The 26,432-nt window shown below is 69.9% G+C and carries 23 protein-coding genes; 10 read left to right on the top strand and 13 right to left on the bottom strand.

Annotated elements, in window-relative coordinates:
* Nucleotides 1-54: 54 nt before the first annotated feature.
* The 7 genes from K8Z61_RS03640 (at nt 55) to K8Z61_RS03670 (ending at nt 6,042) form a co-directional block, all read left to right on the top strand.
* On the top strand, nt 55-657 hold the full coding sequence (locus K8Z61_RS03640; RefSeq protein ID WP_224126699.1) for a hypothetical protein: 603 nt from the start codon (nt 55-57) through the stop codon (nt 655-657).
* Nucleotides 654-2,132, top strand: coding sequence for a type IV secretory system conjugative DNA transfer family protein (locus K8Z61_RS03645; protein WP_224126700.1), 1,479 nt, complete (start codon nt 654-656; stop codon nt 2,130-2,132). Before K8Z61_RS03640 ends, K8Z61_RS03645 begins: the two co-directional genes overlap by 4 nt.
* Nucleotides 2,129-2,827, top strand: coding sequence for a hypothetical protein (locus tag K8Z61_RS03650; protein WP_224126701.1), 699 nt, complete (start codon nt 2,129-2,131; stop codon nt 2,825-2,827). Before K8Z61_RS03645 ends, K8Z61_RS03650 begins: the two co-directional genes overlap by 4 nt.
* A complete protein-coding gene (locus K8Z61_RS03655) occupies nt 2,824-3,192 on the top strand; it encodes a hypothetical protein (RefSeq protein ID WP_224126702.1) in 369 nt (122 codons plus the stop codon). The genes K8Z61_RS03650 and K8Z61_RS03655 overlap by 4 nt, the downstream gene beginning before the upstream one ends.
* A gap of 146 nt (nt 3,193-3,338) precedes the next feature.
* On the top strand, nt 3,339-4,163 hold the full coding sequence (locus tag K8Z61_RS03660; protein ID WP_224126703.1) for a M48 family metalloprotease: 825 nt from the start codon (nt 3,339-3,341) through the stop codon (nt 4,161-4,163).
* 76 nt (nt 4,164-4,239) lie between these two features.
* Nucleotides 4,240-5,019: a YfbU family protein gene (locus tag K8Z61_RS03665; RefSeq protein ID WP_224126704.1), complete on the top strand. Its 780-nt coding sequence runs from the start codon at nt 4,240-4,242 to the stop codon at nt 5,017-5,019.
* A gap of 108 nt (nt 5,020-5,127) precedes the next feature.
* Entirely contained in the window at nt 5,128-6,042 is a 915-nt protein-coding gene (locus K8Z61_RS03670) for an Abi family protein (protein ID WP_224126705.1), read from the top strand.
* 63 nt (nt 6,043-6,105) lie between these two features.
* Here the strand turns inward: K8Z61_RS03670 and K8Z61_RS03675 are convergent, their stop codons facing one another.
* The 5 genes from K8Z61_RS03675 to mobF form a co-directional block, all read right to left on the bottom strand.
* Nucleotides 6,106-9,336: a type I restriction endonuclease subunit R gene (locus K8Z61_RS03675; protein WP_224126706.1), complete on the bottom strand. Its 3,231-nt coding sequence runs from the start codon at nt 9,334-9,336 to the stop codon at nt 6,106-6,108.
* Nucleotides 9,337-9,341: 5 nt separating this feature from the next.
* Nucleotides 9,342-10,697 carry a restriction endonuclease subunit S gene (locus tag K8Z61_RS03680; protein ID WP_224126707.1) on the bottom strand — a complete coding sequence of 452 codons (1,356 nt, stop codon included), beginning with the start codon at nt 10,695-10,697 and terminating at the stop codon, nt 9,342-9,344.
* On the bottom strand, nt 10,694-12,700 hold the full coding sequence (locus tag K8Z61_RS03685) for a class I SAM-dependent DNA methyltransferase (RefSeq protein ID WP_224126708.1): 2,007 nt from the start codon (nt 12,698-12,700) through the stop codon (nt 10,694-10,696). Before K8Z61_RS03685 ends, K8Z61_RS03680 begins: the two co-directional genes overlap by 4 nt.
* Nucleotides 12,701-12,883: 183 nt before the next feature.
* The gene (locus K8Z61_RS18800; RefSeq protein ID WP_308116748.1) at nt 12,884-14,302 is read right to left on the bottom strand and encodes a toprim domain-containing protein; all 1,419 of its coding nucleotides are present in this window, start codon (nt 14,300-14,302) and stop codon (nt 12,884-12,886) included.
* Nucleotides 14,256-18,791, bottom strand: a complete 4,536-nt coding sequence (gene mobF, locus K8Z61_RS03695; RefSeq protein WP_224126709.1) for a MobF family relaxase — start codon at nt 18,789-18,791, stop codon at nt 14,256-14,258. Before mobF ends, K8Z61_RS18800 begins: the two co-directional genes overlap by 47 nt.
* Before the next feature lie 383 nt (nt 18,792-19,174).
* Between mobF and K8Z61_RS03700 the strand changes: the two genes are divergently transcribed.
* Together K8Z61_RS03700 and K8Z61_RS03705 are read left to right on the top strand one after the other, a co-directional pair.
* Nucleotides 19,175-19,522, top strand: a complete 348-nt coding sequence (locus tag K8Z61_RS03700; RefSeq protein ID WP_224126710.1) for a hypothetical protein — start codon at nt 19,175-19,177, stop codon at nt 19,520-19,522.
* A gap of 112 nt (nt 19,523-19,634) precedes the next feature.
* Nucleotides 19,635-20,027 carry a hypothetical protein gene (locus tag K8Z61_RS03705; protein ID WP_224126711.1) on the top strand — a complete coding sequence of 131 codons (393 nt, stop codon included), beginning with the start codon at nt 19,635-19,637 and terminating at the stop codon, nt 20,025-20,027.
* A 70-nt stretch (nt 20,028-20,097) separates the two neighbouring features.
* On the opposite strand, the gene K8Z61_RS03710 is transcribed toward K8Z61_RS03705, so the two are convergent.
* The 7 genes from K8Z61_RS03710 to K8Z61_RS03740 form a co-directional block, all read right to left on the bottom strand.
* Nucleotides 20,098-20,472 (bottom strand): hypothetical protein, encoded by a 375-nt coding sequence (locus tag K8Z61_RS03710; protein WP_224126712.1) that lies wholly within the window; start codon nt 20,470-20,472, stop codon nt 20,098-20,100.
* Nucleotides 20,469-20,720 (bottom strand): hypothetical protein, encoded by a 252-nt coding sequence (locus tag K8Z61_RS03715; RefSeq protein ID WP_179648666.1) that lies wholly within the window; start codon nt 20,718-20,720, stop codon nt 20,469-20,471. The genes K8Z61_RS03710 and K8Z61_RS03715 overlap by 4 nt, the downstream gene beginning before the upstream one ends.
* Nucleotides 20,717-21,022, bottom strand: coding sequence for a hypothetical protein (locus tag K8Z61_RS03720; protein ID WP_224126713.1), 306 nt, complete (start codon nt 21,020-21,022; stop codon nt 20,717-20,719). Before K8Z61_RS03720 ends, K8Z61_RS03715 begins: the two co-directional genes overlap by 4 nt.
* A complete protein-coding gene (locus tag K8Z61_RS03725; protein ID WP_224126714.1) occupies nt 21,022-21,258 on the bottom strand; it encodes a hypothetical protein in 237 nt (78 codons plus the stop codon). Before K8Z61_RS03725 ends, K8Z61_RS03720 begins: the two co-directional genes overlap by 1 nt.
* Entirely contained in the window at nt 21,255-21,551 is a 297-nt protein-coding gene (locus K8Z61_RS03730; RefSeq protein ID WP_224126715.1) for a hypothetical protein, read from the bottom strand. The genes K8Z61_RS03725 and K8Z61_RS03730 overlap by 4 nt, the downstream gene beginning before the upstream one ends.
* A 79-nt stretch (nt 21,552-21,630) precedes the next feature.
* Nucleotides 21,631-22,635 (bottom strand): DUF932 domain-containing protein, encoded by a 1,005-nt coding sequence (locus K8Z61_RS03735; RefSeq protein WP_224126716.1) that lies wholly within the window; start codon nt 22,633-22,635, stop codon nt 21,631-21,633.
* Between the two features lie 117 nt (nt 22,636-22,752).
* Entirely contained in the window at nt 22,753-24,351 is a 1,599-nt protein-coding gene (locus K8Z61_RS03740; RefSeq protein WP_224126717.1) for a ParB N-terminal domain-containing protein, read from the bottom strand.
* A gap of 332 nt (nt 24,352-24,683) precedes the next feature.
* Here K8Z61_RS03740 and K8Z61_RS03745 point away from each other — a divergent pair, with 332 nt between their 5' ends.
* A complete protein-coding gene (locus K8Z61_RS03745; protein WP_224126718.1) occupies nt 24,684-25,139 on the top strand; it encodes a hypothetical protein in 456 nt (151 codons plus the stop codon).
* A gap of 12 nt (nt 25,140-25,151) precedes the next feature.
* Here K8Z61_RS03745 and K8Z61_RS03750 read toward each other — a convergent pair whose 3' ends face one another.
* Nucleotides 25,152-26,342: a restriction endonuclease gene (locus tag K8Z61_RS03750; protein ID WP_224126719.1), complete on the bottom strand. Its 1,191-nt coding sequence runs from the start codon at nt 26,340-26,342 to the stop codon at nt 25,152-25,154.
* Between the last annotated feature and the right edge of the window lie 90 nt (nt 26,343-26,432).

Consider the following 26,432-nt stretch of genomic DNA (forward strand, 5'->3'; position numbering starts at 1 on the left):
GGTCCTCTCGGCACATAGGTGACCAGCCAGAACTTTCGACCACGAGGTGAATCCATGCAGAGAGAGCGCCGACGCGATCCGTACCCCTGGACCTGGGAGATCCCTGTCGCCGTCGCCCTGGCGACGCTGTTCGTCATCGTCATCGGCATCCAGTTGGGCCGATCGGTCGCGAACCTGCTCGCCGGCGCCGGGTGGACCTGGCCGGACGCCAATGCCGGCGCGTTCCCCTCCCCGATCGGGACCGCCTTCTGGACCAGCCTCCCGGGCGTGCTCGGCGGCCACGCCGACGCCGGACTGCCCACACCCACTCCCAACGGACTGGCTGGTCGTGGTCTGGTGTGGGTTAGCCTCGCGCTCACCGAGGCCGCGCTGCTGACCGCCACGATCTGGGTTGGCGTGTGGGCCTACCAGCGCTGGGGCCCGGGACGCATGCGCGGCATGGCCACCGCCGCCGAGGCCGAGAAGCTGCTCGGAGTCACCCGGCTGCGCAAGGTCGCCGGCATCGTCCGCCCCGACCTCTATGGCAAGCACGCCACGGCCCCGGCGGCACCGATCCAGCGCTCCGCCGGCGACCTCACCGAACAACCCGGTCCACAGCTCGGCCACGGGCTCAGCCCGTGGCTCTTGGACGGCCGCCGTTCGAAGGAGGAGCGATGAAGCTGAGGTTCAACCCGCTGGACGTGGGTTGGCGCATCGGCGACGCACACGAGCCGCGCGGCGGCGAGCTGTGGGTGCCGTGGGACCGCACCGCCGGCGTGATCGGCCCGCAGGGCTCCGGCAAGACCCTCGACCTGCTCACCCCGGCGCTGCTCGGCGCTCCGGGCGCTGCCCTGGTGACCTTGACGAAGGTCGAGGACCTGCTACTCAGCCTCACCGAACGTTCCCGCGGCGACCGGCCATGCGTGGTCCTGGACCCGTTCGGGCTGGCCGAGGGTGTCATCGACGAGCTGATCTGGGATCCGATCGCCGGCTGCGTGGACCCCAAGGTCGCCGAGCGGCGAGCCAAGGCCTTCACCGCCGGCACCGTCAAGGGCGCGATCACCGGCGGCACCGGCGACGACGCCGCCCGCTTCTACGCCGCGGAGTCCGCGAAGGTCCTGCAGGGCTACTTCCACGCCGCGGCGCTGACCGGGAAGACCCTCGAGGACGTGCTGCAGTGGGTCGCGAACCCGACCGCGGCCACCCAGCCGATGGAGATCCTGCGCCGGCACCCGCACGCCGAGCCGTTCTGGCACGGCCTGCTGCACGGTGCGCTCAACGGTGACGACCGCACCGCCGGCAACACCGTCACCACCGTGCAGCAGGCGGTGTCGCTGTTCTTCCAGGCCGACATCCGCCGCCGCTGCGTACCCAGCCCCGGGCACCCGGCCACCGACCTGGCCGACGTGATCCGCCGCCGCGGCACCATCTACCTGCTGGGCCGCGAAGACCCCTACGCCTCGGCCAGCCCGCTGATGACCGCGGTGGCCGAGCACGTCCTGGACACCGGGCTGCTGCTGGCGAACAACTCCCAGTGGGGTGGCCGGCTGTGTCCACCGCTGGTCTCGGTGCTCGACGAGCTGCCGTCGACCGCGCCGCTGCCGACCCTGCGGACCCGCATGGCCAATGAGCGTGCCCTGGGGCTGTCGTTCATCTGGGCCGCCCAGACCCGCCCTCAGCTGACGAGCATCTTCGGCGAGCACGAGGCCCGGGCGCTGCTCGGCCTCACCAACACCCTGGTGATGTTCGGCGGATCCAAGGACGTCGCCTTCAACCAGGAGATCTCCGACCTGCTCGGAACGGTGCGCATAGGCCGGGTCACCCACTCGACAGGCGGGTTCAACGGCGGTAGCCGCAACTTCTCCGGCGACGACATCCCGATCATGCGGCCCGAGGAGGTCCGCCAGCTCCCCGAGCGGCGAGCCCTAGTGATCGCTGAGAACGGCAAGCCGATCATCGCCAAGCTGCACCGCTGCGTGGAGGGCAAGGCCGGCGAGAAGCTGCTGGCCGACCAGCGGGCCCTGCGGGCGCGGTTGACCAACGACCGCCGCATGGTCATCACCCCAGAGGCCCGGGCGACCGCTGCCCTCGTCGAGGCGCGTCGCCTCGGCTTCGTCGACGACGAGACCGACTCGACAAGGAGTGACCTGTGACGACCGAGCAGGCCCGACGGGCCGCACCCACCCCGATGGTCTACGCGTTCCCCGTGCCGGGGGAGCACGTCCGTCTGGCCTACCGCGAGCTCCACATCGCCATCAACGGCACCGAGGAGCAGAAGAAGGCCCTGGGCAACCACGCCCTGCTGCCCCGGCCCTGGGAGCCGGCCACGTGCCTGGACCCCGAGCTGCGCCACCAGCTGTGGGAGTGGCTCGAGGACGTCGTGATCTGGCTCAACCGCGAGTACACCTGGGACGTCTCCGGACTGATTCCCAGCTGCTGGCCCGTGCACCCGCACATGGTCCACGAGATCGCGGTCCTGGCCGACCAGCGCCGCCGCGCAGGACTTGCGATGACCAGCGACGCCCTCGAGGAGTGGCACCGCTACTGCCTGCCGGCGTTCGCCGACCGCATGCGCAACCGGCTGCGGACCCACTGCGACGACGAGCACAAGAGCTGGCCGGCCAGGCCGCGGCACAACGAGCACCTGGGCGAGGCCAGTACCCAGCGGCGTGAGAACGCCTTCGCCCACGACGTCGACGCGCTGCCCGTCAACCGGCGCGCCTACGAGCAGCCCGAGCCGACTGGGCGTCCGCGCCTGGTCGAGGTCGACCTGGACACCGGCGAGATCAAGGACGACCCGCTCGGTGCGCAGCCGCGCACACGAACTGAGAAGGGACCGCGCGAATGAGCGAGGCGACGATGCAGATGAAGGAGCGGTCGGAGGCCATCGGTCGCGCACAGCGCGCTCTCAAGGCCCTCGGCGATCACCCACGCTCGAGCAAGAAGGAGCTCGGGCACGCGCGCGAGCACCTCAACGCCTGCTACTCGCACGGCTCCGGCGAGTACGTGTGGAACGCCGTGGCGCAGGTCGAGGCGATGGCCGAGCGTCGCTACGGCGTCCCCAGCACCGAGGAGCACCGCCAGCTGGTCGATGCGGCCGGCGACCTCGAGGAGCCTGCGACAGCCGCCCGGGGCCGCGAGGCCGAGGACCGTGCCGTCGCGCCGGCGACGTCGGCACCCGATGTGGGACTTGCTCCCACCGCGTCGAGATGACCCCGAAGGCTGCATTCGGTGCGCGGATCGGGCTCAGAACGCCGCTGAGCGACCGGAACCCGGGTCTGATGGGCACCGTGGCGCGGCCGCGTTGTGTCAGAGCGATTCTGAGCGATCCCGCCGCCGCGGCCAGCAAGGCGTAGACCATGTCCGACTCGGTGGCCTACGTGCTCCTCATCGTCGTGGCGATCGCCTACCTGGGCGTCGCGGTCGTGGTGGTCGCGGCGCTGGCCAAGGTCATGCTCGCCTGGTCGCAGGGCTGGCGTGCCCGCCTTGTCGCCGAGCCGGTCGACCAGGCACTGCAACAGCGGGCCGCCGCGGCGATGGCGGCCGTCGCTGAGCGCGCGAAGGTGGCAGCGCCCGCCACGGACGTCGTCGCGATCCTCGGTGCGCCCGCCGGCGGCGACGACCGAGGCGTGGGTGTCGGCGGGCTGGCCGTGACCCGCTTCCGCGCAGGACACCCGGCCACCGTGGTGTTCGCGCAGGTCGCACTCACCGGGCTCAGCTGCGCCGCGGTGGAGAGTCTGGCTGCGCACGAGCTCGCCCACGTCCTCCGACGTGGGCGGACATCGGCCCCGGCGCGCTACGCGTGGGTGCTCGGCTACTTGGTGCTCGTGCTCGCCGGCGCCGGCCTCACCGTCACCGCGGTCGTGGCCGCGCCGCAGCTGGCCGGTCCGGCGATGGTGGCCACGATGACTGCCGCCGTGGCGTTCCTCGGCCTGCGCGCCGCCTTCGATCGCCGGGAGGAGATCGCGGCCGATCTGTTCGCCATCAGCCTGACGCGCGACCTGGACGCCGCAGCCGAACTGATGCGGTTCTACGAGGACAGCATCGTTCGACGACTGCCCGATGGTCTGCTCGACCGAGCGTGGGCGCGCCTTGAGCGGCGCTGGTTCGCCAGCCACCCCGAGCCGCAGGCGAGGCTCGCCGCCATGCACCGCCACTTGACCAGCGAGGCAACCGGCAGTTGACGCCGAAAACTCGATCCTCGCGCGCACCGTATGACGGTGCTACGCTAAGCGTCATACAGTCTTACGGGAGGCCAAGATGGCTGTTCTGAACATCCGCGTGGACGATAGGGTCCGCGAACAGCTCAAGGAGATGGCGGACGACGAGGGAGTGACCCTCAGCGAGTTCGTCCGGGACCTGCTCATGGAGGCCGTCGTGCCCGTCTACGACGAGGAGCAGGTGCGGCGGCGCAGCGAGGAGCCCGCCCCGGAGAGCATGAGGCTTGTCGACCGTCAGGTCCTCTCTCTGCTGCACAGGATCCTCGCGCGGGTCCTGCCCGAGGACGCGAACGACGTCGACGGCGACCGCGAGTACCAGCTGATGCGGGCACAGATCCTGGAGGACGGCTTCACCGGGGAGTACTCCTACGAGGTGGCCGGGTTCCGGACCGAGCTGTCGCGACGCGACTGCAAGCGGGTGATCGACATCCTGCAGATGTTCCGGATGCTGACCTACAGCATCGATCACCTGGCGAAGGAGGGCACGCCGGTCGACGAGGAGCTGGCCCGCGCCCTGGAGTTCCGGGGCTTCGACTTCAATGATTCACTCGAGGGGCACATGGCCGACTACGTCGAGTTCCAAATGCGCGAGCCCGAGCGGTGGACCGAGCTGCGCGACCAGGTCGCGCGTGCCGATGGGGGCAACTCGCACTGGCCGATGCTCGACACCTACCTGAGGATGCTGGCGGAGTACCGACGGATCATGGACGGCCGCGAGCGCCGCGGGGGACTGGACCGGCACGACTACCTGCTCTCGGCCGAGGAGCTGCAGCAGATCCGTGACGCACGGGTGCACCCGTCGCGACGCTCGGAGGACTGATCAAGATGACCTGCGAGCAGCCGAATGGTGGTAGCCTTGCGCCATCACGACCGGTTCCGCCTATTTCGGTAGGCCCAGGGCCGGTCTTCACTTTTCCGGACGGCCGCCATGCACGATGACGTGAAGGCGTTCCGCACCTACGAGGAGCAGGTCGACCTGCTCGCCGGCCGAGGCATGGTCATCGGAGACCGCGTCAAGGCGGTCGCGACGCTGCGACGAGTCAACTACTACCGGCTCAGCGGCTACTGGTACCCCTTCAGGCAGCAGGTCAGCGGGACCCGGGTCGACGACTTCTACCCGGGAACCAAGCTCGATGACGTTGTCGCGCTCTACGAGTTCGACGCACGGCTGAGGGCAGCCACATTCTCGGTACTCGCCCCAATCGAGCTGGCGCTGCGGGCCCTGCTCGGCCACGAGCTCGGCAGCGTCGATCCGTGCGCTCACCTCGACCCAGACCACCTCGGTCCCACAGCCCGCAGCGGCAACCAGTACGACAAGTGGCTCGCCGGCTACCACGACGAGCTCGCCAGGTCGCGCGAGGACTTCGTCGCCCATCACCACGACAAGTACGGCGGACGTCTCCCGGTCTGGGCAGCCGTCGAGGTCCTCGATTGGGGCGGGTTGTCCCACCTCTACGGCTTCGCTCCGCGGCAGGTCCAGGACGCTGTCGCCGACGCGTGTGGTCTGCGCGCACCGCAGCTCGCGAGCTGGCTGAAGGCGCTCAACCTGGTGCGCAACACCTGCGCCCACCACGGGCGGCTGTTCAATCGGGTTCACACGATCACGCCGAAGCTGCCCAAGGTCGGCGTGCACGCCGACCTCGATGCTGTGTCGACCGACTGGTCTCGCACGTTCGGGCAGCTGACGCTGGTCCAGTTCCTGCTCGACCGTCTACAGCTTGGGCGGACCGCCCTGCTTCCGGCTGTCTTCAAGAGCTACCCGACGACCGTGCAGGCCGTGCCGATCGCCCACACCGGTGCTCATGCCGACTGGCAGAGCTCGAGCACTCTCTGGTCGAACTGACCCGCTAGGCCCATCACCTGAGCCACAAGGCCCCGTGGCATCCGCCCGAAGATCTCCATGTCGTCATTGCAGTCGCCCGCGCTCGTCCGAGGCATCGACGTCGTCGGAATCCGCCTCGTCAGACATCCGCATGCGGCGAGACTGGTAGAGGTAGCGGCCGATGAGCCGAATCAGCTCGTCGGCGCGCTCGTTCTCGCCGGTCAGCGCGCCGGTGAGCTTGCCGAACGCGCCCTCGTTCAGTACAGCGGCGTCGGTGAGCGTCTCCCGAAGATCCGGCGAGGCCAGGAACTGATCGACTGCGTTGTGGTCGATCTGGTCGGCGATGCGGGGGTCCTCCTCGGCCATGCCGGCCGCGGCAACCACGAAGCCCTCGATCTGCGGATCGGCGAACTCAGCCCCGAACAGGGCGTTGATCCGGGCGACCACGTCGGATAGCAGCGCCTGCTGCGGATCCTGGCGCGACACCCCCGAGCCGACCCCGGAGATGCCTCCCAGCGCCGGCGTGTCTTGGTCCCCGGACAATGCGATATCGGCTTTCCCCTGGTCGATCTGCCGCACGCGGCGCAGCTCGAGGCCGGACACGTCGACGTCCGCGGACCCGTCACCATCAACTACCAGCAGCCTCGTGAGCTGCCGCAGGAACTCGGCCAGCTTCTCTAGGTCGCTGGTGCCGTAGTCGACGACCTGAGACATGAAGTCGTACAGGCGCACGTAGGAGCCGCAGTCCTTGCGGAACGTCCGCAGCTCGTCGAGAGCTTGGGTGTCCTGGCGCTCGAGCGCATCTGCCCAGCGGGTGGCGAACTCGTCGCGCGCCGGCGTCACTGCGGCCGCGAGCGCGGCGTGGGACTGCTTCGGCACCCACCATGCCGCCGCGTAGCGCTCGACGTCCGCGGGCACGTAGATTCGCGCCTGGGCCAGCTTCGTGGCCAGCCGGTGGACCAGGTTCGGGTCCGTCGCGGTCTCGACATGCGCCTCGAGATAGTAGGTCAGGAATGCCTCACGGATCTCCTCGGGATCGTTGACAAAGTCCAGCACGAACGTGCGGTCCTTCACCTCTCCTGAGGGTGCGCGGTACGTGCGGTTCAGCCGCGACAGCGTCTGCACCGCGTGCACGTCGGGGAGCCGCTTGTCGACGTACATGGCGCACAGCAGCGGCTGGTCGAAGCCGGTCTGGAACTTGTCGGCGACCAGCATCAGCCGGTACTCCGGCCGGCGGAACTCCCGAGCAAGGTCCGAACCGAGCCCGCGGTTCATCGATGCCTCGGTGGCGTCGACCAGGCCATACTCCTCGTCGCTGATCTTGTCCGAGAAGGCCACGATAGTCTGGTAGCCGTAGCGCTTCTGGGACAAGTACCTGTCGGTCTCCAGCTTGTACCGTACGGCTGCCTGCCTGGAGTCGGTCACGACCATCGCCTTGGCGTGACCGTCCAGCAGGTGCGCAACGTTGGCCCGGAAGTGCTCGACGATGATCTCCACTTTCTGCCCCACGTTGGTCGGGTGCAGGTTGGCAAATCGCATGATTTTGCGCGTTGCGACCTTCGGGTCCACCAGCCGGTCGTCCTCGTCGGTCGTGATCCCGGTGACGACGCCGTCCTGGCCGCGTTGCTCGATCTCGAAGGCTGTCTTGTAGGTCTGGTAGCCGCGTAGCACGTCAAGGATGAAGCCCTCCTCGATCGCCTGCCGCATCGGGTAGACGTCGAAGGAGACGGGCTTGCCCTCGTCGTTCTCGCGACCAAACAGCATCTTCGTCTTCGTCTTGGGCGTGGCGGTGAACGCGAGCAGTGAGACGTTCCGCGCGCCAGCCCGGGCCGCGGTCTCGGCCGCGATCTGCTCCTCGCGCGTGAGGTCGGCCTCGACCAGCTCGTTGACGACGTCCTGGGAGTCGAGCTCCTCGTCGGTCGTGAGCTGGCCGCCCTCGGTGAGTACCTTCTTCAGGTCTGCGGCGGTCTTGCCGGACTGAGAAGTGTGCGCCTCGTCAATGATTACCGCGAAGCTCCTGTCGCCCAGCGTCGTCTCCAGCAGGCCCTTCACGTACGGGAACGTCTGGATGGTCACGACGATGATCAGTGCCGACCCGGTCAGTGCGTCGAGCAGCGCCCTGGACTTCGAGCCGCCCGAACGGCGCACGGCCGCGGAGTCGATGACCGCGACGGTGCCGACGGTGTCATCGACCTGCTCGACCGCCTGCTGCAGCTGAGCATCCAACACGCGTCGGTCGGAGACGATGAGGATCTTGTCGAAGACCTTGGTGTTGGCCTCATTGTGCAGCCGGGCTAGCCGGTGCGCCGTCCACGCAATCGTGTTCGTCTTGCCCGACCCCGCTGAGTGCTCGATCAGGTAGCGCCGGCCGGGGCCTTCCACTGTGATCGTGTCGACGAGTTTCTTGACCGCGCGCCACTGGTGGTAGCGCGGGAACATCAGCGTCGTGGACCGCTTGATCCGCCCCGTCGCTGCGTCCTCCTCGGCCTCCGTCTTGAGGAACATCTGCGAGCCGAGGATGGCCAGCCAGTTGTCGCGCCGTAGAACCTGCTCCCAGAGGTACGACGTCGCAGCGCCATTCGGGTTGGCGGGATTGCCGGCAGCGCCGGTGTCCTCCTGCCCGCGGTTGAAGGGCAGGAAGTGCGTCCCTGCTCCCGCCAGCTTCGTCGTCATGTGGATCTGGTCGTCGTCGACGGCGAAGTGCACCAGCGCGCGCGTGCCAAAGCCCAGCAGCGGCTGGCCGGCCGGGTTGCGGTCGTTGCGGTACTGACTGACCGCCGTGCGCCACTCCTGCTTGAAGAACGACTTCAGCTCGATCGTCGCGACAGGCAGGCCGTTGACGAACAGGACCAGGTCGATCGAGCGCGAATCGCCGCGCTTCGGCGAGAAGTGCACCTGCCTGACCACCCGCAGGCGCACCTTGCCGTAGGCGGCGGTGACGTCGCGGTTGAGCGTGGTGGCCGGCTTGAACTGGCACATGCGCAAGTGCGCGGTAGCTCCGCGAGTGTGAGAGAACTTCCGGCGGAGCACGTTCAGCGTGCCGCCACCCGAGCTCATCGGCGTGTCCAGACGAGACACCAGCGAGTCCAGCAACGCCTCGCGGTCAGCAGCCTCCGCACTGGTGCCGACCCGGACGACCTTGGTGTACTCGTCAGGCTGCGTCTCAGAGAGCCACCAGTGTACGTCCTCTGGCCAGAGCGCACGCTCGACGTCGTAGCCGGTGTCGGTCTCGCTGTACTCCCAGCCGTGAGCGGCGAGGTACTCGGCGATCTCGGCCTCGAACGCCTCCTCGCGCGTACCGTCCGGTGCTGCCATCCTTCTCAGCTCGCCTTCCGTGCTGTCCGAACGTCGATCTGCCCGGTCACCGCCGCCGTGATCAGCGCCGAGCGCCGCTCCCTGGCGAGGGCGATGTGCTCCTGGGTCTTGGAGATGAGGGCGTCGATTTGCGTGGTCTGCTCGTTGATATGCGCGACGATGACCCGCTGCTCATCCATCGGAGGGATCGGGATCGGCAGGTTGTCCAGATCGTTCTGCTTGATCCTTCGGTCGAATGTCGTGTTGGACCGGGTGTACAGCCGGTACTGATCGAAGTACGGGGCAGAACGGAGCACAGCGTTGAGGTACCAGGGGTCGAGCACGTCCGCGATTTCGAAGACCCGATAGTCCGGGCTCACGGCTCCGCGCTTGTCGGAAACTCCGATCGCACCGCCAATGAGCCACATCGGATTCACGACGAGATCGTTCGGACGAGCGACGAAGTACCGAGGGATCGAAGCGTCTGAGGCGTTCTGCTGAACCGCCATCGTCGACCGATCAATCAGATGCCCCTTGACGGTCAGCGACAACATCAACTCGGTGCCCGCGACATTGCGCTCTTCCCGGGGCAGACAGACCGTCTTGAACCGCTCCATGCCCCAGGTGTGTGGCGCTCTCACGAGCCACGGTTCGACGGCCAGCGAACTCCCCCATCGTGTGACGTCGTGCTCGCCAGATTCCTCGCCCCGAAGGCCAGTCAGCGTCGTGGTGGTGATGACCGCAAGCCGGCGCTCCTCGAGGTGGCGGATCAGTTCCTCCTGCTTGGCCACGAGCGCGTCGATCTGGGCCGTCTCGTGATCCAGGAAATCGGCGATGGCGCGCTGCTCGTCGGGCGATGGAAGCGGGATCGTGACCTTGTTGAGATCGGTACTCCTGATCCCGACGCGGGTGACGCCGGCCGCGGTGACGCCCCACTGACGCGCAATGGGTTCGGAGTCGAGTGTCCAGTAGAGGAACTTGGGAACGACCTTCTTCGTGTGGGGCCGGATGATCGCGAGGTGGTAACCGCAGATGAGGTCGTCGGCCTCGTACTCGACGAAGGCAGGTACGCCGATGTCGTCGGCGGTCTCGGAGTCCTTGGTGATGAGGGTGTCTCCGACCCGGATGCGGAACTTCCTGATCTGCTCCCGGGTCGCGGTGGCCGCCATAAAGTCGAGCGAGTCGACAATCGAGTCGTTCTTGTAGACGTCCACGTAGTTGCAGAGCCGGACCGAAGGCTGCCCCTCGACCGAGTGCTTGTCGACGTTGCTCGTCCATGCATCTGCGACCTCGAAGAGTCGAGCCCCGGTCCAACCCGCCGGAATGTCCCCAAGCCACTTGTGAACGCGCTCGGCGACGGCATCTGCGACTACGACGCTCACGACTCCACCTCACGCAGAAGGGTCATGATCTCGCCGACGACTCGCTCGAGGTCCGCGTCGATCTCTTCGAGCGGCCGGGGCGGCTCGTAGGCGTAGAAGTGCCGTGTGAACGGGATCTCGTAGCCGGTCTTGGTCTTGTCCCAATCGATCCAGGCGTCGTCGACGTGAGGCTTCACCTCGGCATCGAAGTACGCCTGCACGGTCTCCTCGAGCGCCTCGTGCGTCTTGGGGTAGCCACCCCAGCCGAACGGGACGTTCTCTGTGTCGCGCAAGGCCGGGTCAGGCTCGATCTCGCCCTTGTTCTTGCCCGACGTGCTTCGGCAGTAGTCGGCTGTCTCGTCGTGGACGCCGATCGTCTGCCACAGGGTCTTGCGCTGCGCGGCTGTCAGGCTGACACCCTGGTCACGTAGATGGATGCCGATGTCCTTGTTGAACTTCTCGCGGTTGAGGTTGACCGCGTCGCCGAAGGACTCGAGTGCTTCATGCAGACCGTCGATCTTGCCGAGCGTCTTTTGCTCCGCGACGGCGCTGATCGTCTCCGAGGTGCACTCGAAGCGCAGCTGGAGCGGGCGCTCCACGGTGACGTTCCAGTACGCGAAGTCACGGTTGCCGAACACCTTCACCGGGACCTCAGCCCCACCGCCCGCATTCTCCAGACCGGCGAATGCCCGAACGATGTCCTTGCGGTCCTTCTCGGAGATCTCCACACGCTTGGAGCCGATCGACTTCCGCAGCTTCGAGCCCAGCCCGGTGGCGTCGATCAGCTGGACGGTGCCCTTGCGCTCTGCGGGCTTGGAGTTCGACAGGATCCACAGGTAGGTGGCGATACCGGTGTTGTAGAACATGTCGTTCGGCAGCGCGACGATCGCCTCGACCAGGTCGTTCTCGAGCATGTGCCCGCGGATCTCCGAGGGGCCGGAGCCAGCGCCGCCGTTGAACAGCGGCGAGCCGTTGAGGACGATGCCGGCCTTGCCGCCGCGGCCGGTCTCGTCGACGTCACGCATCTTGGATGCGACGTGCAGCAGGAACAGCATCGCGGCGTCGCCGACAGCCGGCAGCCCCGGAGCGAACCGGCCCTGACCCCCACGTGCGTGCTCGTTCTTTACCTCGGACTCGACGGCCTTCCAGTCGGTCCCGAACGGTGGGTTGGAGAGCACGTAGTCGAAGCGCCGGTCCTCGAACCTGTCGACGACTAGCGTGTCGCCCTGGCGGACGTTCGACGGGTCCTGACCCTTGATGAGCAGGTCGGCCTTGCAGATGGCGTAGGTGCGCGGGTTGATCTCCTGCCCGAACAGCGCGGTCGATGCGTCCGGGTTGAGGCCGTGCAGGTGCTCGTCGGCGACGGTGAGCATGCCGCCAGTGCCGACGGTCGGGTCGTAAATCGACCGAACGGTGCCGCGATCGCGCAGCGCCTCGGTGTCCTCGGCGTAGACCAGGTCCACCAGGAGCCGCACGACGTCGCGCGGCGTGTAGAACTGCCCGGCTCCGTCGTTGGCGGACTCCGCGAACCGGTAGATGAGGTTCTCGAACAGGTCACCCATGTCGGCGTTGGAGACCTCGTCGGGCGACAGGTCGATCCGCTCGAAGTGGCGAGTGACCTGCGCGAGCCGGTCGCGTGAGTCGAGCGTGCGGATCACGTTCTCGAAGTCGAAGGACTTGAAGACATCGAGGTTGGCGGAGAAGCCGCCGACGTAATCGATCAGGTTCTCTGCCAGGTTGTCTGGATCCTGTAGGGCCTTCTTCAGTGTGAAGTCGCTGGTCGTCCAGAACGAGAGCCCGGCGGAGTCCGCCGTGCGCGTCCTTATCTTCAGGTGGGTTCGCCGCTGCTGTTCTCCCTGGTACTGCGCGACGATCTCCGCCATCGCCTCGCGGTGCGGGCCCATGACGCACTCCAATCGGCGCAGGACCGTAAAGGGCAGGATCACCGAGCCGTACTCTGCCTCGGCGTACGGACCCCGGAGGGTATCGGCAACACTCCACACGAAGCTGGACAGGACGGACACGGCAGGGGGTTCTCCGGATTCTCAGACGCCAGGGCGTGCCACCTGAGCCACCGGCAGAGGCGATTCACACGACACGTGGAACCACCCTAGTGACGACGGCCGACGGAGATAGGCGACTCGAGAGAACGGGCCGAACCGGTGCCTGAGTTGCCCAGTGCGGAGGGCCGCTCAGGGCGGACGCTGTCAGCGGCGCGGAGCGTCGCGCCGCGGCGGCCGCGGACGGTTGGCGTCCTCCCGGTCGCGCGCTGCTCCCTGTGACGCGGTCGGCGCCGACGCGCCCTCGCTGCCGTCGATTGGGAGCTCGAAACGGGAGACGATCCGGTAGCGCAGATCGCGGGCGGGGCTGTCGCCCAGCGGCTTCTCGGTGACGATCGCACGGGTGGCGGCACCGACGTCGTGACCCTGCTCGTGGGCCTGCTGCAGCATCGCTGCGGTGGCCGGCCAGTCGCCCTGCTCGAGCAGGCGCGGGTCGAGCTCGCGGGCCAGTGGCGCCCACCGTTCGGCGGGCGTCTTGTCGGCCGCGGCCGCCAGACGAGCGCGGACGCCGCTGCTCTTGTGCAGTTCGGCCAGAGCCGCCTTCCGCGGGTCAGCATCCCAGGTCTTGACCGCGTCGCGCAGGTCGCGGCGGGCCTGCAGCTGGGACAGCTGCAGCCGTGCCCGCACCTGGTTGACACCCGGCTCCCAAGCCCGGCTGGGACGGGCCGAGAGGATCCGCATGGCCGCCACCCGCGCCTGCTCGGGTGCGAGGTTGTCGAGCCGCTCGGTGAGGAGCTGGTCGCCGAGGGCCCGGAAGGCGGGCTGTCCGCTGGCCACCGTGGCGGTGAGCGCGGCCGGACCGCGCTGGGCCAGCAGGTCGGCCGGGTCGAGGCCGTCGGGGAACCGGGCGAAGCCGGGGTCCATGCCGTGCGGCGTGAGCATCCAGAAGTCGCGCTCGGCAGCGACCTGGCCAGCCAGGTCGGCGTCGGTTGCCACGATCGGGTCGCGGCCCACGGCGGCCAGCTGGGCGGCTTGCTCGTCGGTCAGGGACGTGCCGAGAGGGGCCACGCCGAGGTAAAGGCCGGCGCTGGCGATCGTGACGGCGACGGCGTCCATCGGGCCCTCGACGATCACCGGGACGGCACCCTCGGCGAGCAGCTCGTCGACGACGCCGAACAACTGCGCACCCTTGTGGAACAGCGGGGTGTCGGCGGTGTTGAGGTACTTCGGTCCGGCCTTGTCGGCGTCGGTGAGGTCGGGGCGCCGCCGGCCGACGAAGCCGAGGACCTCGCCCTGGTGGATCACCGGGAACATCACGCGGTCACGAATCCGGTCGATGAGGCGGCCGGTGCTGGCCTCGGTGGCGACGCCGGTGGCCAGCATCTCTGCGTCGCTGACGCCGCGGCCGCGGAGGTGGTCGACCAGGTTGGTCCACCCGGCCGGCGCCTGGCCGGGACGGAACCGAGCGTCGCCGGCGAGGTCGATCCCGAACCGGCCGGTGAGGTAGTCGCGGCCCCACGAGTCGGTGAACCGGGACTCGAAGAAGGCCTGGGTGAGCTCGTTGATCTCGACCATGCGCTCACGCGTGACGGGGGAGGAGTGCCACTCCTCGGCCCGCTGGTACATGAGCCGGATGTCGGCCTCGGTGGGCTCCAGGCGGTTGCCGCCGAGGTCGCGGAGGTAGGCGGCCAGAGTGAGGTCGGGTTCGACGTACTGGTCCTCGTCGACATCGATGACCAGGTCCTCCTCGACCGCGTCGACCAGGTGCTCGTCGACCACGTCGGCGGGCGGCTCGAGGTCCTCGGCCAGTGGCCACTGGGCGTCGTCGGGGTGGTCGACGAACGCCGCCGGGTCGGGCTCGACGCCCTCCCACAGGTCGGCGGGCGGCTCGTCGAAGTGGACCTCGTGCGCGTGCTCGTCGGGGGCGGTCTCCAGCGCGATCGAGGTCCGCCAGACCAGCGCCTGGCACTCGTCGACGCCCTCCCAGCCGTCGCTGGGCATCGCTCGGCCGGCGCCCAGCAGGGCCTCGACCTGCCAGCCGCGCTGAACGCCGTGGTCCACGTTGGAGACAAGAGCGGGCCACCAGGTGCTGGCCTGGATGCTCGCGGCGCGCTCGGGACCGAACAACTCCACGAGGCGCGGAGTCCACTCGGTGGTGACGCTCTCGCCGTGGGAGCCGTCGCCGATCTGGGCGGCGACGGCCGGGGTCAGCTGGCGGGCCATGCGCCACCACACGGCCGCCGCGGCGTGCTCGTCGGGGAGCGGGCCGGCCGGGTGGTCGGGGGCGGTGGCGGTGCGCAGCAGTTCGTGGGCGGTGACGCCTGCGCGGGACATCGCGGCGAGACGCTCGGCCAGGAGCGGGGTGAACTCGTCGTCGCGGACCTGCGGGGCCAGCGAGTAGAGCAGCTGGCGCCATTCCTTGAGCGCCGGGGTGTGGTCTCCGGTGACGGACTTGTTGAGTCGCCGCTGCCAGGTCGCGGAGATCTTCTGCAGCTGCGGCGCGCCGGTCGGTCGCCGGTCGTCGCCGGGGACCTGCATGGCGGCTCGCCAGACCTCGACGTCGGCGATGGTGGCGGACTCGGGGCGGATGCCGTTCTGGGCCCACACCGGCAGCGCACCCTTGTCGGCCTGCTCGGTCGCGCGGGTGCTCACCTGGTCGGCGAGCTCGGTGACCAGGTGAGCACGCTGGGAGAGGTAGGCGCCCCAGTGCGGGTCCTCGGCGAGGCGGGCCGGGACCGCGGGCATCCAGGGGAGCGGTCCGGCACCGGCGTTGCGTAGCCCGGAGGCGTCCAGGCGCCAGTCCAGGACCGCGGCGCGGTCGTGCGCGGTCTCCAGCTCGCGGTCGCCGGCGGCGGCGCGGAGCGCGTCGACGGGGTTCTCTCCGGCGGCGCCGAGCAACAGCAGGTGGGCCCGCAGGGTCGGCCACGCCGCCTCCTCCGAGAGCCCCGGGCGCCAGGGTCTCGACGGCGCTGTCGAGCGCGTCGACCATGTTGACCGTCGTGCCGTCGGCCGCGGTGATGGTCTGGTGGCGCAGCAGGTCCTCGGCGGCGACGTAGAGGCTGTCGAGGTAGCGCTGGGAGGCCTCGCCGAGCCGGGTGGCCGGGTCGGCCTGCTCGCGGAGCAGGCTGGTGGCGGACCGCTGGGCGTCGTCGCGGGCCAGCATCGACTCGAGGATGTCGGTGGGGGTGAGCGGCCGGACCAGGGTCGGGTGGATCACCGAGTGCGGGTCGCCGTCTCCGACGATCTCGAGGTAGACGTGGTTGGCGTGCGCGCCGCGGGTCATCATCGTGTAGAGCTGCTGGCGCGACTCGGTGCCGGTGGCTAGGCCGTGCATGGTGTCGGCGGTGACGCCCTGGGCGGTGTGCACGGTGCACGCGTAGCCGAGCTCGGTGGAGCGGGCGACGTAGTCGGCCGGCAGCCGCACGGTGCGGCCGTGCTGGGTGTGCTGGACGGTCAGGTCGCCGCTGTCGTGGATCTCCAGGACGGTCCAGCGGTCGCCGTTCTTCACCCAGTCGGTGGCTGAGGTGCGCAGCCGGCGGTTGTTCTCGCGGGTGATGATCAGCTCGCCGATCGAGGCCTCGTTTCCGTCGGCGAGTCGGCGGACCGGGCCATTGGCGGCGACGTCGGCGGGGTTGATCCCCTCGAGGCGGTGGGCGCGGGCCTGCTGGTTCAGCTCGCTGACCAGGTCGCGGGTGGGGGCGAGCATGATCGAGTCGAGCCCGGCGGCGCGGTCGGCCTGCCAGGCGGCGAAGACGTCCTCGGTCATGGTGGCCAGGTCGCCGACGTGGACCCGGTCGCGGTCGAGGTAGAAGCCGAGTGCCTCGGCATTGCCCTCGCGCAGCGCGAGCGAGGCGGCGCCCTCGGCGGGGTCCTTGAACCGGACGAGCTCGGTCAGCTGCAGCGCCCCGTGGGTGGCGCGGATGTCGCGCAGCACGCCGCCGGCGCCGATCGCGGAGAGCTGTTGGTCGTCGCCGATCAGCCGGGCGCTGCCGCCGCGCTCGAGGATGTAGGAGACCGCCGCGTCCAGCGAGAGGGTGTCGGCCATGCCGGCCTCGTCGATGACCACGAGGGTGGAGGAGTCGATGCCGGCGACCCAGTCCGGCATCGCGGCTCCGGTCTCGCGGGCCTGCTCGAGGGAGTGGGTGAGCTTGGCCAGTGTGTCGGTCTGGGTGTCGATCTGGGAGCGCAGGGCGTCGGCGGCCGCGGCCGACGGCGCGAGGCCGATGATCGTGCCGCCGCCGTCAGCCCACGCGCTGGCCAGCGCCCGCATCGCGGTGGTCTTGCCCGACCCGGCGGGCGCGATCGCCAACTGGAGCCGTGCCCCGGAGGTGGCCATCTCCCGCACCAAGGTGGCCTGACCGGCGTTGAGGGTGATGCCGTTGGCGGTCGACTCGAGCAGCGCCAGGTCGACCGAGTCGGTCGAGACGGCGTACCCGTCGTGGCGGCCGGCGGCCGCGACCAGGCGCTCCTCGGCGCCCAGCACCTTGCTCGAGGTGAACAGCTCGGCGCCGCTCTGGGTGTAGACCGAGGCGCCGTCGGCGCGGCGCAGCTCGGCAGGCTCGCTGATCGTGTCCCACGGGCGGGCCATGCTCACCGAGCGTCCGTCGAGGACCTCGCTAACCAGCAGGTCGACCACCTGGGAGACCTGGTTGGTCGGCACGTTGGCGCCCCTGACCTGCCGCTGTGCCTCGGCGTAGACGTGCCAGTACTGCCAGGTGCTGCGCCCGCCCTCCATCGTCGACACGATCCGGTCGGTGGTCTTGGCGAACCACGCGGAGTCGGCCAGGGACCGGGCCGCGCCCTTCGGGTTGAGGGCGCCGTGGACCATCTGCTTGACCCGCTGCGGGGTGCCCAGGACCTCGACGGCCTCGCGGTTCCAGGTCTCGCGCTGCTCAGCCAGCGAGCGCGGCTCGTGCTTGGCCTCGCGGGTCTCCAGCGTCGCCTGCTGGGACAGCTGGATGGTCTCCACCGGCGTCGGCGGCCGCCCGTGGGTGGCCTGGAAGGCGGCCGCGAGGACCTTGCGGCGGTCCTCGACGCTGGCGCGGCGCTTGGAGAACCGGCGGTTCAGCTCGGGATCGACGCCGACGATCTCGCGCACCGGCCGCTTGCGGGCGTCCTCGTTCGGCCGCTCCTCGAAACGCACGCCGAGGGCGTCGACCAGGTGCCGCTCGAGCGCGGTGTTGTAGGTCTCCGAAGCCGAGACGACCGCCTTGTGCAGCGGCCGGCCGTCGATCGCCAGCCACTTGCCGTCGAGGGTCTGGACCTTGTTGGCCACCGCGACGTGGGTGTGCAGGTCGGGGTCGCCGGCACGGGAGTCGCGGTGGGTGAACGCCGTGGCGACCAGACCGCGGACGTCGACCTGGCGCACGCCGTTGGTGCCGCGGCGGGTGAACAGCGCCTTGGACTCGATGAAGGCCAGGGCGTCCTTGATCGCCGCCTGGTGGGCCCGCTCGATCACCGCGGCGGTCTTCGGGTCGGCGATCGCCCACAGCACCGAGACGCTCTTGACCGGCGAGAAGGTCAGGTCGTAGCCGGCCACCGCGTTGGTCTTGGGGCGGGAGTGCTTGGCGATCGTGGCGGCCAGCTCGCGGGCGTCGGCGGGTTCCCGGCCGTGCTCGGCACGGAAGAACTCGGCCGCGACCTCGGTGCGGACCTTGGCCCGATCGGCCGCGGGGACCGGCCAGTCGCCCGGCAGGCCGGCGGCCTCGTTGAGGGCGGCGATGCGCTTGGCGACCTCGATCCGGAACGGGCTGATGTCGTTCTCATAGACCTTGTACGGCGTGCCGAGCTGGCGGGCGGTCTTGTAGTCCGCCTCGGTCGGCCGGTCGACTCCCTCGCGGCCGATGCGCAGGTCCAGATCCTTGGTCCGCTGCGTGGCCAGCGGGTGGTGACCGGAGCCGAACAGGCTCTGCATGTGATCGGCGGTGACGATGTCGCCGGCGTCGAGGCCCTCCAGGCCCTCCATGCCCGAGCCGACCCACACCCCGGGGGTCTCGCCCTTCTCGGTGTAGTAGCTCGCCAGCCCGGTGTGGCCCTTGTCGGTGGCATCCAGCGCTGCGACCTGGCGGGTCAGGTAGTCGTACCCCGACCCCGCCGTCAGCTTGTGGAGGCTCATCGTCACGGTCCCCTACGTGCGCGCGGGCGCGCGGTGCGATCACTTCCGGCCGGATTTCTGGTGTGTTCTTTCTATTCTGCTGGCCGAGAATGCAAGAGGTGTGTGGCACTTGGAAGGTCGCGGAAATCTGGGGGGACGCTGAGGGGCGTCGGTGACGGCGAGGTCGTCGGGTTCGGACTGGCTGGGGTGGATGGGTCGGGCTGGGTTCTGGCTGGGCTGGTTCGGGGGTCGAGTGCGTCGGGTTCGGAAGTTTCTTGGCCGGTGGTGATCGCACGGGCACCGGGATTTGTCGTAGGTGACTGTCAGAGTCCATGTCGACACGGAGTGAGGACCGGATGAGTCAGCAGACGATCAAGCAGCAGGCGCGGCGTACGGCGCGGGAGATGGCCGAGAAGCGGCGCAAGGAGCGCGAGGAGCGCGAGCGCCGGGTGATCGACCTGGCCGAACAGGTCATGGTCGCGATCGGTCAGCGGGACGCGGCGGTGGCCGAGACCGAGAAGCGCGCCGGTGAGGCGCTGCGGGAGTTGACCGAGGTCGAGGGGCTGTCCCTGGGCGAGGCCGTGGAGTGGTGCGGCGAGACGGTCACCGTGCGGGAGGCGACGCGGCTGCGGCGGCTCGCCAACGCGGACGGCGAGCCGAGCGGCGACGTACGCGACGACTCGGGCGACGACGGCGCGGCGCTGGCGTCGGCCGGGAGTGGGGGAGCGGGTGCCGGTACGTCGGCTGGATGACGCCGGCCTCGCGGCGGTCGCGGCAGCGATCGCAGACCCGGCGGTGCTCACGCGGTACCGGGCGAAGGTAGCCACGGTGCCGGGCAGTGAGTGTCTGTGGTGGACCGGGGCGGTGGCCGGTCGCTCCGAGCGGGAGCGCACGGACGGCGGTGGCCATGGCCGGTTCTGGTACGCGCCGGGGCGGGTGATCATCGCCCACCGGTTCGCGTACGCAGTCATGCACGGCGTTGACGCGCTCGCGGAGGCGCGGCTGCTGGGGCACCGCTGCCACAACCCGCTGTGCCAGCGGATCGCGCCGGACCACGTCGTGGTGTCGAGCGCGGCGCAGAACCGCCGTGAGTGGTCGGTGCAGCGGCGGCTGCCGTACAGCCCGCTGGCCGACCCGCGCGGCCCGCGTCGACGTGCGCGGGAACTGCGAGACCTGGCGCGTGAGGACCCGCAGCTCGTAGCCGACGACCTCGCTCGGCTCCAGGAGCTGCTGGGCGAGCAGCTGACCTTGTGGTGACGCGCGACGCCCACGCAGAAGGGACGCCCGCAGCGATGAGCGCTGCGGGCGTCCTTGCGGTCGGAGTGGGTCAGCCGGGTTCGCCGTCGAGGAGCCGACCGAGTGTCTCCCATAGGTCGAGGTAGCCGTCCGCGTCCTCGGGTGCCTGCTCGCCCCACTGGGCGTGAAGGCCACGGATGCGGTCGAGCCAGTCCAGGCGGTCGGGCAGCGCGGTGCGGGCAGCGGCCATGAACTCCACGTCGGGCGCGTGCTCGGGAACGTCGCCCCCGCGTGGGTACGTCTTGAAGCCGAGCCGCTGCCAGTGAGCACCGGCGTAGGCGACGAGGATGTTGTCCGGGATCAGGGCGTCGGCGGCGGTGGCGCGGATCTTGTCACCGGCAGGAGTCCAGGGGCCGGGGGTCGCGCGGGCCTCCAGCGCACGCAGGGTGGCGTCGTCGTCGCTCATGCTGGCTGGTCCTCCCGGGCGGTCGCGGCGGCGAGGTCGAGCCGCCCAGCGGCGGCGGTGGCCACGGCGGTGATCCGTGCGGCGAGCGCGCGCAACTCGGCGGGCGTGCCCTGGATCGCCACCACGTCGTCTCCGGCCAGCGTCAGGACCGGTTGGCGGTGCTCACCGGCGCCCACCCAGTCCTCGCCGGGGGTGAACACCTGGACGCTGGTCTCGCGGGCGGCCAGCCACTCGATGTGCGCGCTCACGGGGTCACCTCGGCGGGTGCGGTGCCGATGAGGCGGCGGAACGCCTGCACGTCGGCCTCGAGGGAGAACAGGCGGCGTCGGTGCTGGTCGTTCTCCGTGCCGACCTTGGTCAGGACCTCGGCGAGGCCGTCGAGGAACGCCACGACGGCATCGGCGGTGACCTCCTCGCCCATCGCGGTCCACGGCTTCGGGACGCGGCTGCTGGCGGCGTACGGCATCTTCATCATGGCGGCGACGATGCGGCGCTGGTCGCGCTCGCTGATCACGGTGCCGGTCGGGTCCGGCTGGGTCTGCTCGGTCATCACTGCTCCTGTTCGGTGGTGCGGGTGGCGTACTCGGCGTGCAGGGCGTCCAGCGCGGTGGCGACGCTGGACAGGGCCGCGTCCAGGTGGGCGCGGGCGGTCTCGGGGGTCCACCGGCGCACGTCGCGCAGCCGGTGCTCGATGACGATCAGGTCGCAGGCCGTCTCGCTGAGGGTGTGCCGGTCCTTGGCGCTGCTGGCCGCGATGTCGGCGGGGGTGGCGGTCGGGTGGCTCATCGCAGGACGTCCTCGACCGCGCGGCGCATGGCCTCGTCGAGCGTCGCGGTGCGCATCCCCCAGCGCTGGCCGTAGCCGCCGTCCACGTCGGCGTAGAAGCCCGGCGCGAGGTAGGTCGTGCAGTCGCCGGGTGTGATCCGGATCAGGTAGGTGCGCCCGTGCGCGTGGACGCTGGCGGTGTGCGCGGTCCAGCGCCCCGGCCATCGGTCGTCGGCGTCCACGGCGTGCCACTCGACCGTGGCGGCGTCGGTCGGGCTGTCGGTCTGCTCGCGGGTGGTGGTCGTGTCGGTCATGGCTCCTCCTTCCGTTGGGCCGGTGGCGGGCCGGACTCGGGGTCTCAGCCCGCCACCGGAGGACTTGCGGGACGGACGGTCAGGCGAGGGCCAGCGCGGTCCAGGCGCGGCGCTTGATCCGGTCGGGGTCGTCGCTGGTGAGGACGCGGGTGGCGCGGGCGGTCTTCTCGTCGCCCTTGGTGCGGACCGGGGCGTAGTGGTCGACGTACTCCGCGACGGCCTGGTAGCCGGCCCACGCGGTGTCGCGGATGCCGGCCTGCGTGTCGGCGTCGGCGAAGAGCCAGTGCAGCCGGGAGCGGCGACGGCGCTCGGTCTCGCGCACGCGCTTGGTGGCGCTGGCCTCGGCCTTGCCGAACGTGGCGTCGATCAGGGCGTCGAACGCGGCGTCGGTCATGGTCTGCTGGATCAGCCGCTCGGCCTCGACCTGGAACGCGTCGACGTAGGTGAACGTCAGGCCGAGCGCGTCGCGGGCGGCCTGCACGGCGGCCTTGGCGTTGCGGGTGTGCCGGATCGAGAACGACGACTCGTGGTTGCGCAGGGCCGCGCTCTGGGTGTTCGCGCACACGACGCGGACCGGGGTCACGAGGATGCGGAACGCGCTGGAGCCGTCGTGGCTGTTGAGTGCGGCGATGTTCAGGTCGACGCGGTCGGTGCCGCCCACGGTGAGCGAGTCCGGCAGCTGCATGGTGATGAACACCTGCCGACCGCCGCGCAGCGACCCGGCGGTGTCGAAGATCGCGCCGGACTCGTCGGCCAGCAGGTTCAGGAACTCGGCGTGGTCCTCGTTCTGCAGCGGTGTGTAGCCGCCGCCCACGACGCCGAGCGCCTCGGGCTCGCCGGTGAACGGGTTGGTGCGGACCGTGGCGAAGCCGGGGACCTCGATCGCGGTGACGCCGCCCTCGCTCACCTCGGCGGTGGTGAGCGGCAACTTGCGGACGTCCCAGCCGCCCAGGTGACCGAGTCGCATGGCCTCTTCGGCGGTGAACGCGCGGTCGCGGACGGTGGTGCCCAGGCGGTGCCAGGCGTCCTTGCGGGCGAAGACGGCGGCGGCCTGCGTGCCGTGGGTCTCGATCTCGTGTGACATGTCGGGGTCCTCCCGGGTAGCGGATCAAACGAACTGAGTTCATTCTATGGTTTCTATTCTACTAAGGGCGGTTCTCCACAGGGAGAACCGCCCTCGGGTGGGGGAGGGGGCGACGGGTCAGGCGGCGCTGTCGCTGGCCTCGTCGGCGTTGTCGTCGGCGGCGTCGCTGGCGTCGTCGTCGGTGGTCGGCTGCTCCTCGCCGAGCAGGATTCGCTCGACCTCGCTGGGCTGGTAGCCCCACTCCACGAGCGCGCCGAGCACGCGGGCATCCCACGCGCTCGGGTTGCGCCACGAGTGCTTGCCGGTCGTGGCCTCCCACGCCGCCACGACCGCCGCGAGCGTGGTCATGGTCGCGGCCTTCGGCGTGCTCGCCTTGGTGGCGATCTTGCGGCACTCGTCATGGCCAGCGCCGTAGTAGCCGGTCGGCCGCTCGACGCCGAGCAGGGTGAACAGCATCGGGTGGCGGTGGTCCATGGCCTTGCTCAGCGAGTGGTGGCCGGTGACGACGGCCTCGCAGATCAGGGCCTCGGCTCCCTTCGGGGCGGTCTTGCGGGCCACGAACCCGGCCAGCCACTCGCGGCGCACCGTCTCCGCGCTCGCCCACGCCTTGTTGTTGGCGATCACGCGGCGGCGCTCCTGGCGCTGCTGCTCGCGCTGCGCCTCGGCCTCCTCCTCGTTCTCGCCCTCGTCGCTGCTGTCGGCGGTGCTGCTGCCGGAGCCGCCGCGACGACGCAGGCCGGAGGCGGCGAGGTCGGTCACGACCCAGACCGGCACGTACTGCTGGTAGGGCTCGGCGGGCTCGTAGTCCTCGCTCTCCTCGTCGCTGCCGTCCTCGCTCTCCTCGTCGTACTCGTCCTCGGGGTAGACCCACTCCTTGACGACCTGGACGCGAGCGCCGGGGACGTTGGGCCACTCCTCCTCGGCCAGCGGCTCGCCGTCCTCGGTGACCAGCCGCTCGATGCGCAGCACCTCGTCGGCCTGCTCGACCTCCTCGGCGGTCAGGACCGGCAGGCCCCCGGCGCGCAGGCGCTCGACCTCGGCGGCGTCGGCCTCGCGCTCGGCGGCCTCGTCGCGCAGCCGCTGGGCCTCGTGGGCGAGCGAGCGCCGCCACCGCTTCGCGTTCTCCAGCCGCTCGACGGCCTCGGGGTCGTGCTCGAACTCGGCGAAGATCGCGGCCTCCTCCAAGGTCAGGTCGCCTGAGTCGAGCCGGTTGCGGCTCTGGTCGGCCTTGGTGACCGCCAGGGCAGCGTTTACGGTCGGGCGGTCGATGCTGGTGCGCTTGGCGATCTGCGCGGCGCTCACGCCCAGCAGGGCCAGCTGCTCCACGCCCGCGACAATCTCGGCCTCGCGCATCCCGGCCCGGTGGATGTTCTCGACCATCTGGTCACCGATCCGGTCGGCGTCGGCGGGCTGGGGCACGACCCGGGCCGGGATCAGGCCGGTCGGGGTGCCGACCTCGGCGGCGGTCACCGTACGCCGCTGGCCACGCAGCAGGACGTACTGCCCGTCCTCGTCGCGGTAGACCGTGACGGCCTCCAGCACGCCGCGCTCCTTGATCGACTTGCGGAACTCCTTGTGGTCGGGCCGCAGGTCGGTGCGGACGTTGGTGCCGATGATGATCGCGGCGGGGTCGAGGTACAGGAACTCCTCGGACTGGACGGCCTCGGTGGCCTCCTCGGCGGCGCTGTCGGCGGGGGCCTGGATGGTGTCGGTCATGCTGCTGTCCTCCATGGGTAGAATAGAAAGAACTGACATGACCTAGTCTCCCAACGGGGGCCGACACCTACCGGGCCGCAGGGCGAACCTGTGGAAAGGTGGGCACGTCCGGAGGGTGGGGAAAACCCCTGCTCTCACCGGGCGCGGACTCCGCTGCGGCGGCGCGGCGCAGCTGCACCTCGTAGCTGTCTGGACGGAAGGAATCGAGCGAGAGTGGGAACGGCTGCACACGGCCCCGCCCGGGAATGCAGCGGCGTTGGTGTTAGCCGCTGCAGCTCGCCGGCGATCGCTCCCGGCACGCGGGGCAGGGGAGTGGCTGAGGTGGTGGTGGCGTGACGAGCCAGACCACGATCCCGGTCGGGATCTACTGGAAGCCCGGCGTGTGGGACCTCGCCCGCTCGGCGTACGTCGCCGACCTGGACACCGATCCCGAGTCGCCCGGTTCGTTCGTCGGCTGGCTCGCCCAGGCGCTCGAGCTGCACGCCCGACGCTCGCCCCAACAGCGGGCCGAGCTCGCGGCCGCCGGCGAGAACCATCCCGCGCTGGTCAGCGTGACCCGCAAGAGCTTCAACAAGAAGCACGACCTGCCGGCCTCGACGATGGAGACGGTGGAGGACGCCCTGGTCGCCGATCGCCAGGAGCTCGGCCGGATGCTCGCCCGGTCTGCGTTCGCCCAGGAGGCGGTCATCGCCGCGGCCGAGGACTCCCGTCGCCGGCTCGGCCGCGAGCTGCCTCCACCTCCGCAGAAGCTCAGCAACCGACCGCCGCGGCGCCGGCCCGCGCGGTAGGCGCGAGGCAGGTCACTTGAGCTGCAGGCGGAGCACGGCTGCTGCTTGCTTGAGCGTCTTCTCGGCCTCCGACAGGGTGCGTTCCTTGCGCCGCTTCTTGTAGAGCGGGTTGGCGCTGTCCCTGAGTTGCTCGAGACCGTGCAGCATCAGCTCCAAGGCACGTTGGCGCTCGACGAGCTGCTTCGCGCCACGGCGCTTCCGATCACTGATCGGCACCTTGGTCGCGGCCTCGATCTGCTGTGACCAGCGGATGGCGCGGTTCTGCCGCGACTCGAAGGTCAGCGCCCCGAACGCAGTCCTCTGATCGGGCGTCGGAGATCTCGGCGCAATGGCGCGCGCCGCGTCGTTGATGGCGACGACGAGCCCCTCAGGCGTGAACTGGAAGAGCGCAACCCCAAGCCGGTCCGCCTCGAGGATCGCCGCGGTGGTGTAGCTCGAGGCGTAGAAGATCCGACTCCTAAGGCCGTGGGCCGCCCCGATGAGCCGCTGAATGTCTGGTCGGCCCGTGGGGCCCTCGTGATACTTCACCTGCGCTGCAGCGTCGTGAGCAACCACGTCGAGTCCTGCGTCTGCTCCGCCTGGTGTGACCACAGCTCCGCTGAACCCGAGATCCGCCATGTGCGCCGCTGCAAGAAGTTCGGCTTCTTGCCAGCTCGTGACTGGCCGCCCCCATCGCCACGCGCCCGTGGAGCCGGGAGGAGGAGCCGTAGCCGCGGGATGGGCGGACGCCGACGGCTGTGGGGGAGGCGCCTGGGTGGTGGATCCAGGCCGTGAGCTGGCCCCACCGGTCATCTGCAACGCGCGGAGGTCTGGTTCCTGTAGCAGCAGGCTGAGACAAAGCCCGCGTGCGTCGATGACGTCGACCGACTGCCCGATCAGCCGCTTCTTCCCCAACACGATGGTGAAGGGGCGTTCGATCGCCTGAGTAGATCTGCCGATCATGGAGATCGTCAGGAGCCTGGAGCCGGTGGCTACGACGAGCGCAGGTGCCATGCCCGTGCTGATCGCCACCCACTCGGCACGCTCGTGCGACCGGAGATCCGCAAAGAGCCGGTCGGCAACCTTCTCAAGCTGGCGCCGAGCCCCACGGTCGCCGGCCGGCGTCGCGGTGCGGTGATCGTTGCTCAAGCGGTCCACACCGCCATCCTGCCCGGACGGTCCGACACGTGGAGTCAGAAACGGCGACCTGATCAGGCGACGCATCAACGAGACGGTGGACGAAATCTTCCCCCGAGCTGATCGCTGCGGAGCACCAATCGCACCTAGGTGACTGCGGGACCGATTCCCGTCTCG

Source organism: Nocardioides sp. TRM66260-LWL, assembly GCF_020075545.1.
Lineage (GTDB): Bacteria > Actinomycetota > Actinomycetes > Propionibacteriales > Nocardioidaceae > Nocardioides.